The following is a 16,983-nucleotide window of genomic DNA, read 5'->3' on the forward strand; positions in this document are numbered from 1 at the left end:
GGCTTACATTTCCTCCACCGCGTCGACGCCCAGCAGCGCCAGCCCGTTACGCACAAGCTGCCCGATTTGTGCCGCCAGGAAAAGCCGCGCGGAAGTAAGATCACCATCCTGGGCGACAATGAAGCGCTTTTCGACGCGATCATTGCCCAGGTTCCAGTATCCATGGAAGGCGGCGGCAAGATCGCCGAGGAAGAACGCCATGCGATGCGGCTCGCGCGCCGCCGCCGCGCCTTCGATCACGCGCGGAAACTGCGCGGCGAGCTTGACCAGCTCAAGCTCCTCGTCGCCAAGCCGCTCGAGATGCGCGGCAGAGGGAGCGAAGCCTTCCGCCGCGCCCTTGCGCAAGGTCGAGCAGACGCGGGCATGGGCGTACTGGACGTAGAACACCGGGTTGTCCTTGCTCGCCTCCACCACTTTGGCGAAATCGAAGTCCATCTGCGCCTCGGGCTTGCGGGTGAGCATGGTGAAGCGCACCACGTCCTTGCCCACTTCCTCAACGACATCGGCCAGGGTGACGAAATTGCCCGAACGCTTGGACATCTTCACCGGTTCGCCGTCGCGCAGGAGCTGGACCATCTGCACCAGCTTGACCTCGAACGGCGTGGGTTCCCCGTCCGCGCCGGTCATGGCGGCGACGGCGGCCTTGATGCGCTTGACGGTGCCCGCGTGGTCGGCACCCCAGATGTCGACGAGGGCGTCGGCCTGCTGCGCCTTCTGGTAGTGATAGGCGAGATCGGCGCCGAAATAGGTCCAGGTGCCGTCGCTCTTCTTGATCGGCCGGTCCTGGTCGTCGCCGAATCGCGTGGAGCGGAACAGCGGCAGTTCCACCGGTTCCCAATCCTCGGGCGTCTTGCCCTTGGGCGCTTCCAGCACGCCGTCGTAGACGAGATCCTTCGCGCGCAGCCAGGCTTCCGCCTCGTCCGGCTTGCCGGAGGCCTGCAATTCCGCCTCGGACGAGAACAGATCGTGGTGGATGCCCAGCAGCGCGAGGTCGTCCTTAATCATGACCAGCATGGCCGCCACCGCCCTTTCGCGGAAAAGGTCGAGCCATTCCGATTCGGGAGCCTTCGCGTAGCGGTCGCCGAATTCCCCCGCGAGCGCCTTGCCGATCGGGACCAGGTAGTCGCCCGGGTAGAGGCCCTCGGGAATCTCCCCCACCTCCTGCCCCAGCGCCTCGCGGTAGCGCAAGTGCACCGACCGGGCGAGCACCTGCACTTGCGCGCCGGCGTCGTTGACGTAGTACTCGCGGATCACCTTGTGCCCGGCGAACTCGAGCAGCGTCGCCAGCGCATCGCCGACCACGGCGCCCCGGCAGTGCCCCATGTGCATCGGCCCGGTGGGATTGGCCGAGACATATTCGACATTGACCGTGGTGCCTCCGCCCATGGTGGAGCGGCCATAGTCGGCGCCGAGCGCCGCGATCGCGCGCAGTTCCGCCAGCCAGGCCGAAGGCGCGAGGCGCAAGTTGATGAAGCCGGGTCCGGCGATATCGGCCGAAGTGACGGCCTCCAGCTTCGAAATTTCCGCCACCAGCGCTTCCACAAGGTCGCGCGGCTTCATGCCGGCAGGCTTGGCCAGCACCATCGCCGCGTTGGTGGCAAGATCGCCATGCGAGGGATCGCGCGGCGGCTCGACCGTGACCGCATCTCGCTTCAACCCGCCCGGCAGCGTGCCCGCTGCTTCCAGCGCATCGAGCGCGGCGGAAAGGTGGCCGGTGAAGGCGGCGTAAAGGGTCTGGTTCTCACGCGTTTCAGTGTTCATGGGCGCGCGATTAGCCGAACTGCGCGGAAAGGGGAACAGGGCGGATGGCGCACGGAGACCGCAAGGCGGTGCGGTTGGCACTGTTCGGGGAGGGAAGCGCTTTCTCGGGAGGCAGCTTCGCGATAACCGCTATGGCAAGGACGAGATCAGGGCCGGACTTTCCGGACATGCCGGTGTTGCGGGCACACTATGCAATGGCAGCGACGCACTCATTGCAGCCATTCGCGCGCCCTCGACGCATGCCGGCCCCAACAATAATAGCCGACAGCCCCCGTCCACACCCCGCCCCTTCAAAACCTGCGCGAACGCGTGTATCGGCCCGCCGATGGACTCCACCCCCGCCCCCAGGACCTACCGCGTCAAGAGCTTCGGCTGCCAGATGAACGTCTATGACGGCGATCGGATGGCCGAACTGCTGGCCGAACAGGGGATCGCCCCCGCCGCCGCGGGGGAGGACGCCGACCTTGTCGTGCTGAACACCTGCCACATCCGCGAGAAGGCGGCGGAGAAAGTCTATTCCGACATCGGCCGGCTGCGGCGCGAGGACGGGTCGGTGCCGCTGATCGCGGTCGCCGGCTGCGTCGCCCAGGCCGAGGGCGAGGAGATCATGGCGCGCGCGCCTTCGGTGAAGATGGTGGTCGGCCCGCAGGCCTATCACCGCCTGCCCGAAATGATCCGCGCCGCCAGCGAAGGCCGGCGCGTGACCGATACCGACATGCCGGCGCGGACCAAGTTCGACGCGCTGCCCAAGCGCCGCCGCTCCGGCCCCACCGCCTTCCTGACGGTGCAGGAAGGCTGCGACAAGTTCTGCACCTACTGCGTGGTGCCCTATACGCGCGGCGCCGAAGTCTCCCGCCCGCATGCCGACCTGATCGACGAAGCCGGGCGGCTGGTCGCAAGCGGCGCGCGCGAGATCACGCTGCTGGGCCAGAACGTCAACGCCTGGACCGGCGAGGATGCCAGGGGCCGGACGATCGGGCTGGACGGGCTGATCCGCGAACTGGCGGCGATCCCCGAACTGGTGCGCATCCGCTATACCACCAGCCACCCCAATGACATGACCCAGGGCCTGATCGAGGCGCATGGCGAGGTCGAAAAGCTCATGCCGTTCCTCCACCTGCCGGTGCAGGCGGGCAACGACCGCGTGCTGAAGGCGATGAACCGCAGCCACACGGTGGAGAGCTACCTGCGGATTCTGGAGCAGGTGCGCGCGGCGCGGCCGGACATCGCGCTTTCCGGCGACTTCATCGTCGGCTTCCCCGGCGAGACCGAGGCCGAGTTCGAGGATACGCTCGGGCTAGTCGACACCGTGGGCTATGCCCAGTGCTTCAGCTTCAAGTATTCGCCCCGGCCCGGCACCCCGGCCGCGACGATGGACGGCCAGGTTCCGCTGGAAGTCATGGACGAGCGCCTGCAACGCCTCCAGGCGGCGCTGGGGCGCCACCAGCATGCCTTCAACCGGGCCTCGGTGGGCAGGACCTGCCAAGTGCTGGTCGAACGCAAGGGCAAGCATCCCGGCCAATGGCTAGGCAAATCGCCCTGGCTCCAGTCGGTGCACTTCACCGGCGAAGTCCGGGTGGGCGATATCGTCGACGTGGAACTGGTCGAGGCGGGCCCGAACTCGCTGGGCGGCAGGCTCACGCCACCCCGGACCTGATCCAGGACGGCGTCATCGCCCGCCCAGCTTTCCCGGAATGCCCGGCTTATACCAGGCCTCTTGGCCGGAGACTCGTTTTCCCCATTTCGTCGCCCGCGAGGCGGCGAAGCCGCCGAAGCAATCCAGGGCAGCGCCATCCGCCCTGGATTGCCGCACCGCCTTCGGCCGTTGGCAATGACGAAGGGAAGGGAAACGAGAGTTCCGATCAATGAGACTTGGTATTACCAGAAGAAGCCGGAATGGATGGTGATCGCGGCGCCCGTGCGGGTATCGATCAGCACGGCATCGTTGCCGTAGCGGATCCAGCGGGCGTTGGCGCGCGGGCGCGGCAGGCGGTAGGTGCCGTAGTCGTTGATCCAATAGCGGCTGGCGCGGTACTCGGGCGCGAAGCGATGGCCGACGACGACCGGGCGATACCGGTAGCCACGCGGACCCACATAGGCCGGGCGGTGGTAGACGCGGGCATGGGTGCGCTTGTAGTCGCGCCAGTCCTCGCGCAGTTCGCGGCGATCCTCGCGCGCTTCCTTGTAGTCGCCGCGGCGCACGTCGCGGCGGACCTCGCGCTGGTCCTGGCGCACTTCGCGGGCGCTCTGGGCCGAAGCGAGCGTGGGAACCGCCAGGCTTGGCAGGACGACTCCGGCGGCAAGGGCGGCCATGATGAGCTTGTTCATTGCAACTTCTCCTGTGACGATGGACCCTCTCGGGTCCGCGCCGTGGTCTCTGCACGCGGCCGGCTGAATTGCCCACGAACCGGACGTACAGCAAGTGCTCATCAATGTCGCACGGCTGCGACAAGTTCCCTGCCCGCGCGCCAGGCCGCGCGGTTATCCCCGACGAAGCGACACGCCTTCTTGAATGTCCCGCTTGCATGGCGCGATGCGGCAAGCCATCTATGATGAAGAAGCGAACAAGAGTTTGTCCGAAAGGAGCGCATGGCCCGCAAAGCAGCCCGTGCCGTTGATGCGGCGCAGTTCCGCCCCGAGACCCATCGTCGGGCGCGTGTCGAGATAGAATTCGACGAACCGACGCTGCTGGGGGCCTTGTTCGGACAGTTCGATGCGAACCTGGTGCAAGTCGAAAACCGTCTCGGCGTCTACATCGCCGCGCGCGGCAATCGCATCCAGATCGAAGGGCCGGAAGACGCCGTCGCCCGCGCCCGCGACACGCTCAAGGGCATGTACCACCGGCTCGAGATGGGGCAGGATCTTGACGCTGGCGCCGTCGAATCGCTGATCGCGATGTCCTCCGAACCGACCCTGGAGGGCATCATCGCCGGCGACCAGGGCACGCCGCCGATCATGATCCGCACGCGCAAGAAAACGATCGTGCCGCGCTCGGCGACGCAGATCGAATACATGCGCGCGCTCGCCCGATCGGACATGATCTTCGCGCTGGGCCCGGCCGGCACCGGCAAGACCTACGTCGCGGTGGCGCAGGCGGTCAGCCAGTTGATGACCGGCTCGGTGCAGCGCCTGATCCTCTCGCGCCCGGCGGTGGAGGCGGGCGAGAAGCTGGGCTTCCTGCCCGGCGACATGAAGGACAAGGTCGATCCCTACCTGCGCCCGCTCTACGACGCGCTGTACGACTGCATGCCGCCCGAACAGGTGGAACGCCGTCTCGCCAGCGGCGAGATCGAGATCGCGCCGATCGCCTTCATGCGCGGCCGCACGCTCGCCGACGCCTTCGTCATCCTGGACGAGGCGCAGAACACCACGCGCGAGCAGATGAAGATGTTCCTCACCCGCTTCGGCCAGAACAGCCGCATGGTGATCTGCGGCGATCCCAGGCAGGTCGACATCCCCGGCGGCGACAGGATGAGCGGCCTGGCCGACGCGGTCTCGCGGCTGGAGGGCGTGGAAGGCATCGAAGTCACCCGCTTCACCGCCGCCGACGTGGTGCGCCATCCGATCGTGGGGCGGATCGTGGAGGCCTATGAGGGGAAGGATGAATCCTGATCGGGCCGTTCCATGCGATCGCACAAATGGCTGGAGCAAGGAGCCCAAAACCTGAATCACGATCCGCTCGTCCTGAGCTTGTCGAAGGACGCTCACCCAGGGACGGCGATGTCAGTGGGGAAGAAGCGACGGGTGTCGACATGGAACTAGATGTCTCGATCGAATCCCCCTGGCCCGCCGGCATCGACTGGGCCGACCTGGCGCAACGCGTCCTCGAAGCGCTTCAGGAGGTTGCCCCGGAACTCGCCAATCCGCGCCTTACCGCCAGCGTGCTGTTCACCTCCGACCAGGAGGTGCGGGTTCTCAACCGCGAGTGGCGGGCCAAGGACAAGCCAACCAACGTGCTCTCCTTCCCCATGCTAAGCCGTGCCGAGCTGCTGGAACTCGCCGCTGACGGTGCGCCCGAGATGCTGGGCGACATTGCCCTTGCCCATGACACCTGCGCGCGCGAGGCGGCGGAAAAAAACGTGCTGTTTGATGAACATGCCAGCCACCTGATCGTCCACGGCCTGCTCCATCTGGCCGGCCACGACCATGAGATCTCCGATGCCGAAGCCGATGCGATGGAAGCACTTGAAACAAAGGCTCTTGCGATTCTCGGCATTGCCGACCCATATGGGGGCGCAACTTAGGCTTCAGGGGTAATCAGGCACAATGGCCGACAATGGCCGCCACACCGAGCCCGGCTCGGGAGATGGAGACAGTACCGGCACGCTCTGGCGTATCTTCAGGCGACTTTTCCAGTCCGACGGCGATCAATCGCTGCGCGCGCAGATCGAAGAAGTCATCAACGAGCACGAGGGTGAGACCGACCCCGGCGGCACCAAGGGCGACCTTACGCCGCTTGAGCGCCAGATGCTGCGCAACCTGCTGCACTTCAGCGAGCACGACGCCGACGACGTGGCGATCCCGCGCGGCGAGATCATCGCCATTCCCGCTTCCGCGAGCTGGGAGGAAGTGGTCGAGGCTTTCGCCGAGCACGGCCACAGCCGCATGCCGGTCTATGGCGAATCGCTCGACGAGATAAAGGGCATGATCCACATCAAGGACGTGTTCCCGATCCTGGCGCGCGGCGGCCGCGCCCCGCTGGACTGGAGCGATCTCCTGCGCCAGCCGCTCTACGTTCCCCAGTCGCGCGGCGCGCTGGACGTGCTTGCCGACATGCGCGCGCAGCGCACCCACCTTGCCGTCGTGATCGACGAATACACCGGCACCGACGGGATCATCACGATCGAGGATCTGGTCGAGGAGATCGTCGGCGATATCGAGGACGAACACGACGACGCACCCGAGGAACTGCTGGTATCCCTGGAGGACGGCCTGTGGGACGCGGACGCTCGCGTCGAACTGGACGAGGTGGCCGAGCGAATCGATCCCCGCCTTGCCGAAGTCGAGGAAGCCGTCGATACCCTCGGCGGCCTCACGTTCGTTCTTGCCGGGCAGGTCCCCCAGGTGGGCACCATACTGAAGCACGACAGCGGCTGGCGGATCGAAGTGACCGACGGAAATGAGCGCCATGTGACCCGCCTGCGTCTTCACCCGCCACTCGAAGACTTGGAAAACGCGCGCGATTAGCGCACAAGGTTGCATGATCTGCACGGCAGGTTGCATTATCGGCAACAACGACGAAAAGACCCCCATTGCCTGTACGTCGACTTCCCCCCCTGCGCGCGCTTGAAGCCTTCGTGCGCGTCGTCCGCCTTGGTTCGGCCAAGGCCGCCGCCAACGAGCTGGCGCTGTCCCCGTCCGCCCTTTCGCGCCGCGTCGCCGCGCTGGAGGACTTTACCGGCAAGCGCCTGTTCACGCGCCAGCACCAGGCGATGAAGCTCACCGAGGAAGGCCTGTCCTTCTACAATGCCATCGGGCCCAAGCTGGAGGAGCTGGCCGAAGCGGTGGAGGCCCAGGTCGATCGCGGCCAGGTGCTGCGCCTGCACCTGGGCGTGCCTTCGCTGTTCGGCGGCCAGCGGCTGTTCCCGCGCCTTCCCGAACTGCGCAAGCTGCACCCGCGCCTGCACATCGACATCGATACCGGCGCCCATCTGGAAGACCGCGTGGGCGACACGCTCGATGCCGCGATCGTGCTGGCCAAGGAACCCGACCCGGCGTTCTACCGTGTCCAGCTCGATCACAACAAGGTCTACGCCATCGTCTCGCAGGAACTTGCCGCCGAGATCGGATCGGTGCCCAACGAGCAGACGCTTTCGAAGCAGACCTTCCTGATCCACCAGGACCTGCCCGACAGCCTCGATGCCTGGAAGACGGCAATCGGCATGCCCGACCTGGAGCCCGCCGCGATCGACAAGTTCGATTCGGGCCAGCTGGTGCTGGAAGCGGCCGCCCAGGGCCTCGGCATCGCGATCATGCACGACGACCACTTCCGCCGCGCCCACGACGATCGCCTGGCCCGGCTGTTCGACACCGATGTGGAGAGCCCTTACCGCTACTGGTTCATCTGCAAGCCCAAGGCCCTGGAAACGCGCCCCGTGCGCATCTTCCACGAATGGCTGCTGCAAGCGGGGCTATAGCCCGCCGATTGTCACGGCCTTACGCTACGGCCCCGGACGGAGCGGAAGCCACGCCGATCCGATACGACGAAAGGAAATCCCATGCCCAAGTTCCTTGCCGCGCTGATCGCGCCGGCCCTGCTGTTGACGGCCGCGCCCGCGCTTGCCGCCCAGGCTCCCGGCGAAACCGAAGCCGCCACCGAAACCTCTATCGACCCCGCTCGCCTCGCTAGCGCGCGGCAGACCGTCGACTATGTCTTTCCGCTGGGCACCTATGCGCGGATCATGAACGGCACCATGGACAAGATCATGGATTCGATGATGGATTCGATGAGCAAGATGCCGCTCAAGGATCTGGCGGGCCTGAGCGGCGTCGATACCCAGAAGCTCGGCTCCGCGTCGCTGGCCGAAATCATGGAGATCTACGATCCGGCCTACAAGGAGCGCCTGAAAGTCACGACGCACACGATGATGGCCGAGATGATCGGGCTCATGACCGATTTCGAACCGGAAATCCGCGACGGCCTGGCCAAGGCCTATGCCGCCAAGTTCGACGCGAAGCAGCTGGGCGAGCTCAACGCCTTCTTCGCCACGCCCACCGGCAAGAGTTACGCCGCCGATTCGTACATCATCATGATGTCGCCGGAAGTCATGGAGAAAATGCAGGCCTTCATGCCCAGGATGATGCAGCAGATGCCCGCCATCGGCGAAAAGGTGAAGGCCGCCACCGCCGCCCTGCCGGCGCCGCGCAAATACGCAGATCTCGGCAAGGCCGAGAAGGCGAAGCTCGCCAAGCTGCTGGGCCTTGCCGAGGCCGAGCTGGAAAAACAGGAAGCCGCCAAGGCCAAGCAGGCGGATTGACGCCAGGCCCCGGTGACCGGGACCCGCGAGGCCTTCCCCCCATCAGGGGAGAAGGCCTCGCACGCCATATTCGGCGCGCAAGGGCGTGAAACGCCGACGAGCAGGAAACCGTCAGCCCTCGCCGACGGTCGCCTTGACGATGGTGCCGGGATTGCGCGGCGGTTCGCCCTTGGGCAGCGCGTCGACGTGTTCCATGCCTTCGACCACCTGGCCCCAGACGGTGTACTGCTTGTCCAGGAAGGTCGCATCGTCGAAGCAGATGAAGAACTGGCTGTTGGCCGAGTGCGGCGCGCTGGTGCGCGCCATCGAGCAGACGCCGCGCACGTGCGGCTCGGCGTTGAACTCGGCCTGGAGGTTGGGCTTGTCGGAACCGCCCATGCCGGTGCCGTGCGGGCAGCCGCCCTGTGCCATGAAGCCGGGGATCACGCGGTGGAACTTCACACCGTCGTAGAAGCCTTCGCCCACCAGTTCCTTGATCCGCTCGACGTGGCCTGGGGCCAGGTCCGGGCGCAGTTTGATCTTGACGTTGCCCTGGCCTTCGCCGGTATCCAAGGTGAGCGTCAGGTATTCGTCGGCCATTGCAAAATCTCCTTTCGACCGCTCCCCTTGGAGCCGGGCTCGGCGCCCGATATAGGCCGCGCGCCGGCAATGTCACGCGTGGGCGAGATTTCGTTCGGGACGGGCAGCGGCCGGTGCGCTCCGCTCGCTCCCCTGTTGCAATTGCGAAATAGGCGCTTAGACCGACGCTCATGAGCGAAGCGGACCTCAAGGAGAACCTGCCGGAAGACGAGGCCGCCGAGGCCGCGACCGAGTCCGGCAGCCTCGACGAGGAAAACCGCCTCAAGCCCGAATTCGTGCGCAACGTGAAGGACGCGCTCGACGAGGAAGATTTCGACCGCGTCTACGATCTGGTCGAGCCGCTTCACCCCGCCGACATCGCCGACTTGTTCGAACTGGTCGACGAGGACGAGCGCCTTACGCTCGCCCGCTCGATCCGCGACCTGATGGGCGTCGAGGTCATCGCCGAGCTCAACGACTGGGTGCGCGAACTGCTGGTCGAGGCGCTGCCCGCCGAAGTCGTGGCCGAGATCGCCGAACAGCTCGATACCGACGATGCCGTCGCCATGCTGGAAGACCTCGACGAGGCCGACCAGCGCGCCGTCCTCGCCGAGATGGAGCCGGAAGACCGCGCCGCCATCGAATCGGCGCTGTCCTACCCCGAGGAATCCGCCGGCCGCCTTATGAGCCGCGAGTTCGTCGCGGTGCCCGAGACGATGACGGTGGGCGATCTCATCGATTTCCTGCGCGAACACCGCGAACTGCCCACCGAGTTCTGGGAAGTGTTCTGCGTCGATCCCACCCACCGCCCGGTGGGCACTTGCGCGCTTTCGTGGATCCTGCGCTGCCCGCGCAACATCCCGCTCTACGACGTGATGGCGCGCGACCAGACGCTGATCCCGGCCGACATGGACCAGGAGGAAGTGGCGCTGCGCTTCCAGAAGTACGCGCTGATCTCGGCCGCGGTGGTCGATGCCTCGGGCCGGCTGATCGGCCAGATCACCGTCGACGACATCGTCCACATCATCCAGGAGGAAGCCGGCGAGGACGCCCTGCTGCTTTCGGGCGCGGGCGATGGCGACATCAACGAGCCGATCCTGCTGACGGTGCGGGCGCGGCTGAGCTGGCTGGTCGTCAACCTCGCCACCGCGATCGTCGCCTCGTCGGTGGTCGGCCTGTTCCAGGGCGCGATCGCGCGCTTCGCGCTGCTGGCGGTGCTGATGCCGATCGTTTCCGGCATGGGCGGCAACGCCGGCACGCAGACGCTGGCGGTGGTGGTGCGCGCGATCGCCACCAACCAGCTCACCGATTCGAACACCTGGCGCATGATCGTGCGCGAGTTCCGTATCGCCGTCGCGAACGGGACCGCGCTCGGCGTGCTGATCGGCGGCGGCACCGCGCTGCTCTTCGCCAATCCCCTGCTAGGCGCCGTGATCGGCGCCGCGATGGTCATCAACAACCTGGTGGCGGGGCTCGCCGGCATCCTGGTTCCGGTCACGCTCCAGCGCTTCAAGGTCGATCCGGCAGTTTCCTCCGCCGTGTTCGTGACCACGGCGACCGACGTAATGGGCTTCTTCTCGTTCCTTGGCCTTGCCGTGATTACCGGGCTGGCCTGAGCCGCCGCCGCGCCCTATCCTGGCGGCCATGCCGCTGCACATGACCAAGATCGCCTATTCCGCCGAAAGCCCGGGAAGCTTGCGCGACTGGCTGGAAAGCCACGCCGACGAGGCCCGCCTGACCACCCGCTACCTGCCCAAGCGGCACGAGGAGATGGAAGGCGGATCGCTCTACTGGATCTTCGAGCATGCGTTGATCGGGCGATCCCCGATCCTGGGTTTCGAACAGCGTGAGGACGGGCGCTGGCACATCCGCCTTGCCCCGGTACTGATCCCCGTCGTCACCAAGCCCAAACGCGCGCACCAGGGCTGGCGCTACCTGAAGGAGGAAGACGCCCCGCGCGACCTGGGCGAAGGGGAAAGCGCCGGCGACGCCATGCCGCCCAAGCTGGCGCGCGAACTGGCGAAGCTGGGGCTGGTGTGATCCCTGGCGCCGGGAACCTCAAATCCGCATCGAGACCCAGCCCCGAAGGGTAGGGGAGAAGACTCGCAATCAACGCATGTTGGTATCACGCCAAAGGCCGACGCGCCGCCGATGCCGGCTTCCCCCGCGATGCCATGGAACATGCTCACCCGCGCTCGACCCACCAGCGCAGCAGGATGTGGGCGATCGCCGTCTTCGGCGGCGCTCCGAAGGCACGGCCCATTTCGCCGCGCGCCACGGCCTCCAGCGCATCGACGATATCCTCGCGGCTAAACCAGCGCGCATCGTCGAGTTCGGTCTTGTCGATGGTGATCGCCGGATCGTCGGCGAAGGCATGGCAGCCGATCATCAGCGAGGACGGGAAAGGCCAGGGCTGGCTGGCGACGTAAGTGACGTCGCGGACCCGAACCCCCGCCTCCTCGAACACTTCGCGGGCGACGGCTTCCTCGATCGTTTCCCCCGGTTCGAGGAAACCGGCCAGCGCCGAGAAGCGGCCCTCGGGAAAACGCGGCTGGCGGCCGAGGAGGATGCGCCCCTCGTGCTCGACCAGCATGATGGTGACGGGATCGACGCGCGGGAAGTGCTCCGCGCCGCAAGTCCCGGAAGAACAGGTGCGCTGCCAGCCACCCTTGGCGAGGCCCGTCGGGCTGCCGCAGACCGCGCAGAAGCGGTGCCGGGAATGCCAGGCCACCAGCGACCGGGCGCCGCCGTAGCTCGCCAGTTCGCCGGCTTCGAGCGCGGACAAGGCGCTCCAGCTCCCAGGCCCGGCCTGGGGACCGGCCAAGGGATAGGAAGCCCTCACTTCGGCGAAGCAGCCGCGATCCCCGTCGAGCCCGAGGAAAACCAGTTCGCTGTCCAGCGCGGCATCGGCCAGGCTGCCCCAGTCGAGCGTGCCTTCCGGCGTCAGGACCGGATCGAGCCCGTTCATGCGCAGCAGCCGCGCGCGCCAGGTCATCAGCGCTTTCAGCGCCGCGGGATCGTTGCGGACCTGGTCGGCGCGGTCGATGTGCGAGCCGGCGAAGGCGATGACAGGGGCGGGGGCGTTCACGTCAATGTTTCTCCAGGATGGCCATGACATCGGCCTTCAGCGCGGTTTGGAACTCCGGCAGCAGGTCATAGGCATTGGGCGGCATGAACTGCACGAAGATCTGCGAGCGCAGCGCGTGGAGCATGTCCACCATGCCCACGGTGCCGGCCGCGCCCGACCAGCCATATATTCCCGCTTCCGCACCCTTGCCGACCCGGCCGCCGGCGCCGAAGCCGGCGGCTCCCCCGAAACCTGCCGGGATCGTCATGCCTGCCGGCAGGAGGTCCTGCGTGCCGGATCGCACGGCGGTTTCACTCAACACGCGCTGGCCGTCGATCGTGCCGAACTGCGCGAGCATGCGCAGGAAGCGGTCGTAATCGCACGGCGAACTGACAAGGCCCGCCCCGCCGAACGGGAACGGCGGCTTGTCCAGGAAGATCGAACTGTCACCGGGATCGATCGGCACCAGGACCTGGCCCAGCACGCCGTAATTGGTGGTGAGCCGGTGCGCGTCGGCAGCGGGCACCTGGAAGGTGGTACTGGCCATTCCGGCGGGTTCGAAAATCGTCTCGCGCAGATAAGCGTCGAAACGCTTGCCCGCGACCACTTCGATCACGCGCCCCATCAGGTCGAGCCCCATCGAATAGCTCCACCGCGTCCCCGGATCGCAGACGAGCGGCACTTCGGCCAGGCGGTCCGCGAAGACGTCCAGCCCATGCACCGGCGTTCCGCGCGACAGGCCGGGTATTTCCATGCGGCTGACCTGGCCGGCGACAAGCCCCTTGTCCTCCATCAGCGTCTTGATCGGGCCCTTCTGGACGATCGTGTAGCCGATGCCGGAAGTATGCGTCATCAACTGGCGGATGGTGACGGGCCGGGGCGCGGGATGCAGTTCGGTGATCGAACCGTCATAGCTGTCCTGCACCATCATATGCCGATATTTCGGCAGAATCTCGAACAGCGGCTGGTCCAGCCCGAGCTTGCCTTCCGCGATCAGCTGCATCGCCGCCATGCCGACGACCGGCTTGGTCATCGAATAGATGCGAAACAGGCTGTCGGCGGTCATGGCGTCGCCGTCGTTGAAGCCTTCCGAACCGCGCGCGACATATTCCGGCTCGCGGCCCGGCATGCCGAGCGAGGCGACGATGCCAGGAAACCGGCCGGGGCCGACCCAGCGCTCGACCAGGGCGCGGACCTGGGGAAGCAGGTCCGGATCGCTCGCCGCCAAAGCCAGCCTGGGCATCAGCGCCGCGCCCAGCCCGGCACCGGCGCCCATGCGCAGCAGCATGCGCCGGTCCACTGTCGCTGCAAGCGCTGCCCGATCCCGAATCACGCCAATTCTCCCGTCCCGGCCAGCGCCAACCGCGCCGCCTTGGCGAACAGCGTGGGCAGGCCGGCCTCTTCCAGCCGTTCCAGCGGCCACCATTCGCCGTCGCCGGGAACGAGACTAGCGCATTGGCCGCCGAGATAAACCGCCAGATGCAGTTCGAGCGAGAAATGCGTGAAGACGTGCCCCACCTTGCCCGCGCTTTCCCAGGGCCCGGCCAGCGGCCCCTCGCCCGACCCGTCACCGCGCGCGGACCAGCCGTCGTCGGGGAGCGCGCGCATACCGCCGAGCATGCCCCTGCCCGGGCGGCGGACCAGCCAGACGCAGGCATCGCGCTCGATCCAGAACGCACGGCCGCGGCGCTCCGGCTTGGCCTGCCGGGGCGCCTTGACCGGGAAGCGCCCGGGCTCGCCGGTGGCGCGCGCCCGGCAATGGGCGGAAAGCGGGCAGAGCAGGCAGCGCGGCGCGCGGCTGGTGCAGACGGTGGCGCCCAGGTCCATCATCGCCTGCGCGAAGTCTCCGCCGCGCGCATCGGGCGTGATCGCGTCGGCCTTCGCGCGAATCAAGGCGCGCGCGCCCGGCAGCGGCGCGTCGATCGCATAGAGCCGCGCCACGACACGCTCGACATTGGCATCCACCACCACCGCGCGCCGGCCGAAGGCGATCGCGGCCACGGCGGCGGCGGTATAGGCGCCCAGCCCCGGCAGGGCGCGCAGACCCGCTTCGGTATCGGGAAAGCGCCCGCCGCGCGCCGCGACCTCGCGCGCGCAGGCCAGCAGGTTGCGGGCGCGGGCATAATAGCCCAGCCCGGCCCAGGCGGCCATGACATCCTCGTCCGCGGCCACGGCAAGCGCCTCCACGCTGGGCCAGCGCCGGGTGAACAGGGCGAAGTAATCCTTCACCGCCGCAACGGTGGTCTGCTGCAGCATCACTTCGGAAAGCCAGACGCGATAGGGATCGGTGGCGGGCGCTCCCGGCCGGGCGCGCCAGGGCAAGTCGCGAGCGTGCGCGTCGTACCAATCGAGAAGGGCGCGCGGGATGGTATCGGAACTGGCGTCCATGCCCCCGCTATGGCATTGGAACCGGGACAATGGAACGGGATGACCGCAAACAATCTGGCTCTTCCAAGGTCGGCTCTTCAAGGGCCGGCTCTTCCGGGCTGAAGCGCTTCGAGCGGCCGCGCGGAGGGCAGGCGCGCGCTATTTCCGAGCTGATGCCCGAAATCGGCCGCACCGCCTTTCGCCGTTTCGGCTTCGTCCAGTCGAGCGTGGTCAGCCGCTGGCCGGAGATCGTCGGCGCCCGCCACGCGCGCGTCTGCTCGCCCGAATCGATCCGCTTTCCGCCCGGCGAAAAGAGCGGGGGCATCCTGCAGCTCGTCGTCGTACCGGCCCATGCCCCGATCATCCAGCACGTCATTCCCGAGATCATCGAACGGGTGAACCGCTTCTTCGGCTACAATGCCGTGGCCAAGGCGAAGATCCGGCAAGGCGAGGTTAAGGCGCCGCCTGCTTCCAAGCCGCAAGCTGTCGTGCCTGCGCTCAGGCCGGTGCCGCTTGAACTGGGGGATTCGCTGCGCGACATCGGCGACCCGGAGCTTCGCGCGGTGCTCGAATCGCTGGCGCGCAGTCTTGGCACCAAGGACAATCAGGAAGAGCATTAGTGATGCCCCCCAGGATCAAAGCAACCCTGCGCACCGTCGCGCTTGCGGCCTGCGCCGCGCTTTGCATCGCGGCGACCGGCAAGTCCGGCCGCAGCCTGGAAGCCCCCAGGGCGAACTGGAACGGCCAGGTCGCGGTGACCGACAACGGCAGCTACCGGCTCGGCAATCCCAATGCGCCGGTGAAGCTTACCGAGTATGTCAGCTATACCTGTTCGCACTGCGCGCATTACCAGCGGGAATCGGACCCGGTGCTGCGGCTGACCGTGATCCCCAAGGGGCAGGTCTCGGTGACGGTGACGAACCTTGTGCGCAACCCGGTCGACCTGACCGTGGCGATGCTTACCTATTGCGGCGATCCCAAACGCTTCTTCGTGCGGCACAACGCCTTCTTCGCCACGCAGGACGCCTGGCTCGCCAAGGCGGAAGCGGCGAGCCAGGAGCAGCAGCAACGCTGGTTCCAAGGCCGGATGATCGATCGCCTGCGCGCGATCGCCAGCGATCTGGGCTTTTATGCGACGATGGCCGGCTGGAACATCGACCGGGCGCAGGCCGACGCATGCCTGGATAATCCGGCAATGCTCGACAAGTTGCGGGCGCAGCAGGCGGAAGTCGCCAGTCTCGGCCTCGACAGCACGCCCAGCTTCACGCTCAACGGCCAGGTCCTGCCCGGGCATGACTGGGCCGCGGTTTCCAAGTCGATCACCGACAAGCTTGCCGAGATACACGCCGGAGCCATCTGAAATCGCCGAAAACCGAGGGTTAGTTGTGGAGAGATGGCCGCCACGCGCACCCTCGCGCTTTGTTCCGCCCATGGCATGGGCTAGCCTTTTATCGTCCTCGTAAAGGATTCGTCACGATGACCCGCATTCGTTTCCGTCACGTCGCGCTGGGCATGCTTGCCCTGCCGCTCGCCCTTGGCCTCGCCGCCTGCGACAAGAAGGCCGAGGATGGCAGCTCGACTTCCGGCCAGCCGATCGCCAAGATCGCACCGCCGGCCGGCAAGGCCTGGTCGGACATGGTCGAGAAAACGGCCGAGGGCGGCTATCGCATGGGCAATCCCGAAGCCCCGATCAAGCTGATCGAATTCGGTGCGCTCAGTTGCGCGCACTGTGCCGAATTCGCCAAGGAAAGCTTCGAGAAGCTGCGGGACGACTACATCGCCAGCGGGCGCGTCAGCTACGAGCTACGCTACTTCATGCTCAATCCCTACGACGTTCCCGCCTCGCTGCTCGCCACTTGCGGATCGACCGAGGCGGTGATCCCGCTGAGCGAGCAGTTCTGGGCCTGGCAGCCCAACATGTTCCAGAATGTCCAGGCCGCCGGCGATGCTAGGCTCAAGGCGGTCGGCGAAATGCCCAAGGAACAGCAGATCGGCGCCATCGCCGAGCTTGCGGGAATGACCGAGTTCTTCTCCGCACGGGGGATCGCCCGCGATCAGGCCAATTCCTGCCTTGCCGATACCGCCAAGGCCAAGGCTCTCGCCGACCAGACCGAGAAGGCGACCACCCAGTTCGACGTTACCGGCACGCCCACTTTCGTCATCAACGGCGCGTCGGTCGGCTCGATGAGCTGGGCGGAGCTGGAGGCCAAGCTGCAGCAGGCCGGCGCGCGCTGATGCGCCGGAACCTCTAAG

The 16,983-nt window shown here is 66.8% G+C and carries 17 protein-coding genes; 11 read left to right on the top strand and 6 right to left on the bottom strand.

The genetic code is table 11. The features are described 5' to 3' along the window. Positions 1-3: 3 nt before the first annotated feature. Complete coding sequence (gene argS, locus BM052_RS00945; RefSeq protein ID WP_091142149.1) at positions 4-1,761, bottom strand: arginine--tRNA ligase; 1,758 nt, start codon at positions 1,759-1,761, stop codon at positions 4-6. 325 nt (positions 1,762-2,086) lie between these two features. On the opposite strand from argS, the gene miaB reads away from it, so the two are divergent. Continuing rightward, positions 2,087-3,418: a tRNA (N6-isopentenyl adenosine(37)-C2)-methylthiotransferase MiaB gene (miaB, locus tag BM052_RS00950; protein WP_091142151.1), complete on the top strand. Its 1,332-nt coding sequence runs from the start codon at positions 2,087-2,089 to the stop codon at positions 3,416-3,418. Between the two features lie 221 nt (positions 3,419-3,639). On the opposite strand, the gene BM052_RS00955 is transcribed toward miaB, so the two are convergent. Continuing rightward, positions 3,640-4,089 carry an RcnB family protein gene (locus BM052_RS00955; RefSeq protein ID WP_091142153.1) on the bottom strand — a complete coding sequence of 150 codons (450 nt, stop codon included), beginning with the start codon at positions 4,087-4,089 and terminating at the stop codon, positions 3,640-3,642. Between the two features lie 261 nt (positions 4,090-4,350). Here BM052_RS00955 and BM052_RS00960 point away from each other — a divergent pair, with 261 nt between their 5' ends. From BM052_RS00960 to BM052_RS00980, 5 genes are all read left to right on the top strand, one after another. Then, positions 4,351-5,373 (top strand): PhoH family protein, encoded by a 1,023-nt coding sequence (locus BM052_RS00960; RefSeq protein ID WP_091142155.1) that lies wholly within the window; start codon positions 4,351-4,353, stop codon positions 5,371-5,373. A 140-nt stretch (positions 5,374-5,513) separates the two neighbouring features. After that, on the top strand, positions 5,514-6,005 hold the full coding sequence (gene ybeY / locus BM052_RS00965) for an rRNA maturation RNase YbeY (protein ID WP_091142158.1): 492 nt from the start codon (positions 5,514-5,516) through the stop codon (positions 6,003-6,005). A gap of 22 nt (positions 6,006-6,027) precedes the next feature. Continuing rightward, on the top strand, positions 6,028-6,948 hold the full coding sequence (locus BM052_RS00970) for a hemolysin family protein (RefSeq protein WP_091142159.1): 921 nt from the start codon (positions 6,028-6,030) through the stop codon (positions 6,946-6,948). Between the two features lie 65 nt (positions 6,949-7,013). Further along, positions 7,014-7,898, top strand: coding sequence for a LysR substrate-binding domain-containing protein (locus BM052_RS00975; RefSeq protein WP_091142162.1), 885 nt, complete (start codon positions 7,014-7,016; stop codon positions 7,896-7,898). Between the two features lie 81 nt (positions 7,899-7,979). Next, on the top strand, positions 7,980-8,738 hold the full coding sequence (locus BM052_RS00980) for a DUF2059 domain-containing protein (RefSeq protein ID WP_091142164.1): 759 nt from the start codon (positions 7,980-7,982) through the stop codon (positions 8,736-8,738). Positions 8,739-8,849: 111 nt separating this feature from the next. Here BM052_RS00980 and BM052_RS00985 read toward each other — a convergent pair whose 3' ends face one another. Then, positions 8,850-9,317, bottom strand: a complete 468-nt coding sequence (locus BM052_RS00985; RefSeq protein WP_091142166.1) for a peptidylprolyl isomerase — start codon at positions 9,315-9,317, stop codon at positions 8,850-8,852. Positions 9,318-9,487: 170 nt separating this feature from the next. On the opposite strand from BM052_RS00985, the gene mgtE reads away from it, so the two are divergent. Both mgtE and BM052_RS00995 read left to right on the top strand, forming a co-directional pair. Then, complete coding sequence (gene mgtE, locus BM052_RS00990) at positions 9,488-10,912, top strand: magnesium transporter (protein ID WP_091142168.1); 1,425 nt, start codon at positions 9,488-9,490, stop codon at positions 10,910-10,912. A gap of 28 nt (positions 10,913-10,940) precedes the next feature. Beyond that, positions 10,941-11,336, top strand: coding sequence for a DUF1489 family protein (locus BM052_RS00995; RefSeq protein WP_091142170.1), 396 nt, complete (start codon positions 10,941-10,943; stop codon positions 11,334-11,336). Between the two features lie 145 nt (positions 11,337-11,481). Here BM052_RS00995 and nudC read toward each other — a convergent pair whose 3' ends face one another. Genes nudC through BM052_RS01010 form a run of 3 tightly spaced genes read right to left on the bottom strand, consistent with a single transcriptional unit; the run spans position 11,482 to position 14,751 of the window. Next, entirely contained in the window at positions 11,482-12,414 is a 933-nt protein-coding gene (nudC, locus tag BM052_RS01000; RefSeq protein ID WP_091142173.1) for an NAD(+) diphosphatase, read from the bottom strand. After that, entirely contained in the window at positions 12,386-13,651 is a 1,266-nt protein-coding gene (locus BM052_RS01005) for a serine hydrolase domain-containing protein (protein ID WP_091142997.1), read from the bottom strand. Before BM052_RS01005 ends, nudC begins: the two co-directional genes overlap by 29 nt. Positions 13,652-13,692: 41 nt before the next feature. Continuing rightward, entirely contained in the window at positions 13,693-14,751 is a 1,059-nt protein-coding gene (locus BM052_RS01010) for an A/G-specific adenine glycosylase (RefSeq protein WP_091142175.1), read from the bottom strand. 29 nt (positions 14,752-14,780) lie between these two features. Here BM052_RS01010 and BM052_RS01015 point away from each other — a divergent pair, with 29 nt between their 5' ends. The 3 genes from BM052_RS01015 to BM052_RS01025 all read left to right on the top strand — a co-directional run bounded on the left by BM052_RS01015 (position 14,781) and on the right by BM052_RS01025 (position 16,965). Further along, on the top strand, positions 14,781-15,350 hold the full coding sequence (locus tag BM052_RS01015) for a DUF721 domain-containing protein (protein ID WP_091142178.1): 570 nt from the start codon (positions 14,781-14,783) through the stop codon (positions 15,348-15,350). A gap of 2 nt (positions 15,351-15,352) precedes the next feature. Next, positions 15,353-16,090 (top strand): DsbA family protein, encoded by a 738-nt coding sequence (locus BM052_RS01020; protein ID WP_091142181.1) that lies wholly within the window; start codon positions 15,353-15,355, stop codon positions 16,088-16,090. Between the two features lie 116 nt (positions 16,091-16,206). Then, positions 16,207-16,965 (top strand): DsbA family protein, encoded by a 759-nt coding sequence (locus BM052_RS01025; protein WP_091142183.1) that lies wholly within the window; start codon positions 16,207-16,209, stop codon positions 16,963-16,965. Positions 16,966-16,983: the final 18 nt, after the last annotated feature.

Source organism: Novosphingobium sp. CF614, from assembly GCF_900113255.1.
Classification (GTDB): Bacteria; Pseudomonadota; Alphaproteobacteria; order Sphingomonadales; family Sphingomonadaceae; genus Novosphingobium.

Coding starts and splice junctions, on each gene's coding strand:
- argS (WP_091142149.1), bottom strand. CDS start 1,761: ATGAACACTGAAACGCGTGAGAACCAGACCCTTTACGCCGCCTTCACC.
- miaB (WP_091142151.1), top strand. CDS start 2,087: ATGGACTCCACCCCCGCCCCCAGGACCTACCGCGTCAAGAGCTTCGGC.
- BM052_RS00955 (WP_091142153.1), bottom strand. CDS start 4,089: ATGAACAAGCTCATCATGGCCGCCCTTGCCGCCGGAGTCGTCCTGCCA.
- BM052_RS00960 (WP_091142155.1), top strand. CDS start 4,351: ATGGCCCGCAAAGCAGCCCGTGCCGTTGATGCGGCGCAGTTCCGCCCC.
- ybeY (WP_091142158.1), top strand. CDS start 5,514: ATGGAACTAGATGTCTCGATCGAATCCCCCTGGCCCGCCGGCATCGAC.
- BM052_RS00970 (WP_091142159.1), top strand. CDS start 6,028: ATGGCCGACAATGGCCGCCACACCGAGCCCGGCTCGGGAGATGGAGAC.
- BM052_RS00980 (WP_091142164.1), top strand. CDS start 7,980: ATGCCCAAGTTCCTTGCCGCGCTGATCGCGCCGGCCCTGCTGTTGACG.
- BM052_RS00985 (WP_091142166.1), bottom strand. CDS start 9,317: ATGGCCGACGAATACCTGACGCTCACCTTGGATACCGGCGAAGGCCAG.
- mgtE (WP_091142168.1), top strand. CDS start 9,488: ATGAGCGAAGCGGACCTCAAGGAGAACCTGCCGGAAGACGAGGCCGCC.
- BM052_RS00995 (WP_091142170.1), top strand. CDS start 10,941: ATGCCGCTGCACATGACCAAGATCGCCTATTCCGCCGAAAGCCCGGGA.
- nudC (WP_091142173.1), bottom strand. CDS start 12,414: ATGTCATGGCCATCCTGGAGAAACATTGACGTGAACGCCCCCGCCCCT.
- BM052_RS01005 (WP_091142997.1), bottom strand. CDS start 13,651: ATGCTGCTGCGCATGGGCGCCGGTGCCGGGCTGGGCGCGGCGCTGATG.
- BM052_RS01010 (WP_091142175.1), bottom strand. CDS start 14,751: ATGGACGCCAGTTCCGATACCATCCCGCGCGCCCTTCTCGATTGGTAC.
- BM052_RS01015 (WP_091142178.1), top strand. CDS start 14,781: ATGGAACGGGATGACCGCAAACAATCTGGCTCTTCCAAGGTCGGCTCT.
- BM052_RS01020 (WP_091142181.1), top strand. CDS start 15,353: ATGCCCCCCAGGATCAAAGCAACCCTGCGCACCGTCGCGCTTGCGGCC.
- BM052_RS01025 (WP_091142183.1), top strand. CDS start 16,207: ATGACCCGCATTCGTTTCCGTCACGTCGCGCTGGGCATGCTTGCCCTG.